General features: G+C 66.7%; 2 protein-coding genes. Both read left to right on the top strand.

Annotated elements, in window-relative coordinates; all coding sequences use genetic code 11:
* Positions 1-169 precede the first annotated feature (169 nt).
* Positions 170-1,624, top strand: coding sequence for an MFS transporter (locus tag KDB67_RS09815; RefSeq protein ID WP_291015358.1), 1,455 nt, complete (start codon positions 170-172; stop codon positions 1,622-1,624).
* Positions 1,625-1,787: 163 nt separating this feature from the next.
* Positions 1,788-3,635: a 2-isopropylmalate synthase gene (gene leuA, locus KDB67_RS09810; RefSeq protein ID WP_291015356.1), complete on the top strand. Its 1,848-nt coding sequence runs from the start codon at positions 1,788-1,790 to the stop codon at positions 3,633-3,635.
* Positions 3,636-3,904: the final 269 nt, after the last annotated feature.

Raw genomic sequence — 3,904 nt, 5'->3', positions numbered from 1 at the left:
TCATCTTGATCCCTGAGGCCGAAGCGACGTAGGAGCGAGGGTCACGAAGGGTCCGGCGACGTAGACGCCTGACCCAACCACCTCGTAACAACGACCGAATCCCACGCGGACCGAAGCTGTCCGCATTGGCTCGTAGCGTGATCCTCACACCGACAACGAGGAGCGCACGATGACCACCACACCCGACTACCCACCCTTGGCGGAATCCGAAACAGTCTCGGCACCAATAATTTCCGGCCGCGCCCGCACCATCGCACTCATCTGCCTACTATCCGCGGCCTTCATGGAACTGATGGACGGCACCGTCGTCAACGTCGCCCTGCGGACGATGGAAACCGACCTCGGCGCGTCGTCGACGGCGCTGCAGTGGGTGGTGGCCGGCTATCCGCTCGCCTACGCCGTCGGCCTGATCGTCAGCGCCCGGCTCGGTGACCGCTACGGCCGCCGGCTCCTGTTCGTGACGGGCCTGGCCGCGTTCGGCGTGATGTCGCTGGCCTGCGGGCTCGCCACCGGGCCGGGACAACTCGTCGCGTTCCGAGTGCTGCAGGGCGCGGCGGCGGCGCTGATGGTGCCGCAGGTGCTCACCAACATCCAGGTGCTGTACCGGCCGGACGAACGCGGCAAGGCGATGGGCATGTTCACCTCGGTGATCGGCCTGGCCGCGGTCACCGGACCGATCCTGGGTGCGGTCATCACCGACGGCGATTGGTTCGGCATGTCGTGGCGGCCGATCTTCCTGATCAACGTGCCGCTCGCCGCGATCGCGGTCGCGGCGGCGCTGTCGTTCATCCCCGAGACCCGCGACGACAATCCCGCCCCGATCACCGCCGGATCGGCGGGCCTGCTCGGCGCATCGCTGGCCGCGATCATGCTGCCCATCACCCTAGGACCCGACAATGACTGGCCCGCATGGGGTTTCGCGATGATCACCATCGGCGTCGCCGGCCTGGCGATCTTCGCACGCCGCCAGGTGACCACCGCCGAAGCAGGTGTCACCCCGATGGTTCCGCCCGCCCTGTTCCGGACCCGTTCATTCACAACGGGTTTGATCACCTTCGCCGCGCTGACCATCCCCACCGGCGGCTACTTCCTGGTCCAGTCGCTGCACGTACAGATGGCGCTCGGCTGGTCGGTGCTGCACACCGGCTTCATGTGGATCCCGTTCTCGCTCGCGGTGCCGGTATCGGCGGGTCTGGCCGCGACAGTTCTCGCGCCGAGGCTGGGCCGCCGCATCCTGCAGATCGGCGCGGCGATCCTCATCACCGGCATGGCCGCGATGTACCTGGCAGAAGGATCGTCGAATCCCGGACTGTGGTTCCCGGCCGCCCTGGTGATCGCCGGACTCGGCTTCGGAGCGATCGTCGGATCGGCTGGACTGCTTGTCCTCAACGATGTTCCGGTCGCCCTCGCCGGTGCGGCATCGGGCGTGTTCAACACCGTGCAGGCGCTGGCTGTGGCCGTCGGCGCGGCGGTGATCGGCACCGCGTACACGACGGTCGGCGAGTCCCACGGCCTGCAATCCGGTTACCACGTCGCCTTCCTGACGATGATGGCGATCGTCGGCGCCGGCGCCGTCCTCGCCCAGACCATGCCGAAGGTCACCACCGCTGTTTCCGCAGGCTGAGGTGCCATTTGGCGGGGTGAATCCGCAGGAGTACAGTGTTCGGCATGCAGCGTGCGCTCCTTCTCGGTTGCCGCGGCGGGGTCTGATTCGACCGGCTCTCCGCCGCGGGGATCAGACGTGCCGGTCACTCCCCCTTCTTTCTTGACCTGGAGAATGACCCATCATGGCCGCAGCAGACAGTTTCACTTCCGGAGCCAGCCGTATCGTTGAGCCCTCCGGCCCCATCCCCGCCGACCAGCCCGCATGGAATCCGCAGCGTTCCTCGGCGATGCCCGTCCACCGTTATCTTCAGTTCGCCGACGAGGTGGAGAAGGTATCGGTCCCCGACCGTACCTGGCCCGACAAGGTCACCACCAAGGCCCCGCTGTGGTGCGCGGTCGACCTGCGTGACGGCAACCAGGCGCTGATCGACCCGATGAGCCCGGCCCGCAAGCGCCGCATGTTCGATCTGCTGGTTCGCATGGGCTACAAGGAGATCGAGGTCGGTTTCCCGTCGGCGAGCCAGACCGATTTCGACTTCGTCCGCGAGATCATCGAGGACGACGCGATCCCGGGCGACGTCACCATCCAGGTGCTCACCCAGTGCCGCACCGAACTGATCCAGCGCACCTTCGAGGCCTGCGAGGGCGCGGCCAATGTGATTGTGCACTTCTACAATTCGACGTCGGTGTTGCAGCGACGGGTGGTGTTCCGCGCCGACAAGCCCGCGATCGTCAAGATCGCCACCGACGCCGCGCATCTGGTGCTGGAGGAGGAGAAGAAGTACCCCGACACCAACTGGCGGTACGAGTACTCCCCGGAGTCGTACACCGGCACCGAACTGTCCTTCGCCAAGGAGGTCTGCGACGCGGTCTCCGAGATCATCGCGCCCACCCCCGACAAGCCGCTGATCATCAACCTGCCGGCGACGGTCGAGATGGCCACCCCGAATGTGTACGCCGATTCGATCGAGTGGATGAGCCGCAACCTGGCCCGTCGTGACTCGATCATCCTGAGCCTGCACCCGCACAACGACCGCGGTACGGCCGTCGCCGCCGCCGAACTGGGTTATCAGGCCGGCGCCGACCGCATCGAGGGCTGCCTGTTCGGCAACGGTGAACGCACCGGCAATGTGTGCCTGGTGACCCTGGGCATGAACCTGTTCAGCCGCGGCGTCGACCCGCAGATCAGCTTCTCCGACATCGACGAGATCCGCCGCACCGTCGAGTACTGCAACCAGCTCAACGTCCCCGAGCGCCATCCCTACGGCGGCGACCTGGTGTACACGGCCTTCTCCGGCAGCCACCAGGATGCCATCAACAAGGGCCTGGATCAGATGAAAATCGATGCCGACGAACAGGATTCGGACGTCGACGACATCATCTGGGCGGTCCCGTACCTGCCGATCGACCCCAAGGACGTGGGCCGCAACTACGAGGCCGTGATCCGGGTGAACAGCCAGTCCGGCAAGGGCGGCGTCGCCTACATCATGAAGGCCGACCACGGTATGAACCTGCCACGGCGGCTGCAGATCGAGTTCAGCCGGGAGATCCAGAAGCTCACCGACGGAGAGGGTGGCGAGGTCAGTCCCAAGGAGATGTGGGACGTCTTCAGCGAGGAATACCTGATGCCGATCGTCCCGCTGGAGCGGATGCGCCAGCGCGTCAACGCATCCGAGGTCGACGGCGGTGAGGACCAGATCACGGCGATCGTCAAGGTCGACGGCGTCGAACGCGAGATCGAGGGCGTGGGCAACGGCCCGCTCGCCGCGTTCGTGAACGCCATCGGCACAGTCGGTTTCGACGTCCGAGTCCTCGATTACGCCGAGCACGCACTCACTTCCGGCGACGATGCGAGCGCCGTGTGTTACGTCGAAGTGGAGGCCAACGGCGAAACGGTGTGGGGTGTGGGCATCGCCCCGTCCATCACCACCGCCAGCCTGCGCGCCGTCGTCTCGGCGGTGAACCGCGCCCACCGCGCCGCCGCCCCGGCCGACGCCGACGGCACCGCCCCCCGCACCTGGGCGCCGTAGTCGGCTCGATCCTCAAGACTGTTGAGAGCCTTGGGTCGCCGGACCCTTCGAGACGCCTCCGCTAGCGCTCCGGCTCCTCAGGGATCAAGAAGCGCTCCTGACCGCCGAGGCCGAAGCGACAAGGAGCGAGCCACCCTCTTGATCCCCGAGGCCGAAGCGACGAAGGAGCGAGGGTCACGAGGGGTCCGGCGACCCGAGAATCCTCACCTGACCGCCGCCGCCACCTCGCGCAGTAACCCGACGACCTTGGCGACGGACCCGCGCGGGTT

This window comes from Gordonia sp. (in: high G+C Gram-positive bacteria) (assembly GCF_020438995.1).
Classification (GTDB): Bacteria; Actinomycetota; Actinomycetes; order Mycobacteriales; family Mycobacteriaceae; genus Gordonia.
The sequence above is the reverse complement of the archived record's forward strand: the minus strand, read 5'-3'. Positions and strand labels throughout refer to the sequence as shown.